The sequence below is a fragment of the Herbaspirillum aquaticum genome, assembly GCF_002213425.1.
Classification (GTDB): domain Bacteria; phylum Pseudomonadota; class Gammaproteobacteria; order Burkholderiales; family Burkholderiaceae_D; genus Herbaspirillum; species Herbaspirillum aquaticum.
The window spans coordinates 1-867 of the sequence record NZ_NJGV01000062.1; the positions used below are offsets into that span (position 1 = coordinate 1).

Sequence of the window (867 nt, forward strand, 5' to 3'; positions counted from 1 at the left end):
TAGCTATTTCGCTTCTTCTTTGCTTCACTCATTCTCGTCATCCCTTCCAGGACGACAGCTTAAATCAGTGTCTCAAATTCGGGGTCCACTTTACGGTACTGATTTTGTAAATTACGCGCCGAAAGTACCAATTTTGTAAATTCAATAACGGTCCCGTCTGGCGAGGTGAGCGTATGGATGATGCGGATGAGCAACGTGGCCGTAATGTCAAAGGTCTTGCCGATAGCGCCGATCTATCTCTCTGGCCGTCGGTAGACATCGCTGCGCTTACAGAAAAGCACCGCTTGGACTTTCTTAAAAGAAAGCACGCGGTGATGCTTTATCTCAGCGGAAATTCTTACGATGAAATACGCGCCCAATGTGGTATCGGCGGAATCCAGGTCTACCGACTTATTCGGGAGCGCTGCTTGGCAATTCATCCTGACGGTCGTTTGTACGGATGGCGTGCTCTTATTCGCAATCAAAATATCAAAGGTTACAACCGCCAAAGACCTATGACAGTTGATGATTGGGGGTACGGTACATCCGGGGCGCTTCGACTTGCATTCGATCGATACCCTCAAATCAGGATAAATTTTGAGAAACGGATTCTGAAAGCCAGTTCAGAAGTACGCCTAACTGAATCCAAAAAAAAGCCGAAAAAAGCATTGTGGCAGTGGTTGCTGGCGCAGTTTCGTAGGGAAGGGATGGAAGCTCGAGGGGAATGGCCTTTTAATACCAAATATTTTGGATACGCCGCCATTCGCCGTTTTGTTGAGCGAACAATGGAAAACATAAAGTGGACCCATCCGTCAAGACAGCGTTTGCCAGAATTTAAGCTGCATCCATGACTTCACTTGCAGCAGAACAGCGCTGCCCTGATCCTGC

1 protein-coding gene is annotated in these 867 nt (G+C 47.8%); it reads left to right on the plus strand.

Annotated features, from left to right (window positions below):
* Positions 1-173: 173 nt before the first annotated feature.
* Positions 174-830: a hypothetical protein gene (locus CEJ45_RS24745; protein WP_141107069.1), complete on the plus strand. Its 657-nt coding sequence runs from the start codon at positions 174-176 to the stop codon at positions 828-830.
* The last annotated feature ends 37 nt before the right edge of the window (positions 831-867 follow it).

Excerpts from the sequence above, each read along its gene's own strand:
- CEJ45_RS24745 (WP_141107069.1), top strand. The coding sequence starts at position 174 with ATGGATGATGCGGATGAGCAACGTGGCCGTAATGTCAAAGGTCTTGCC.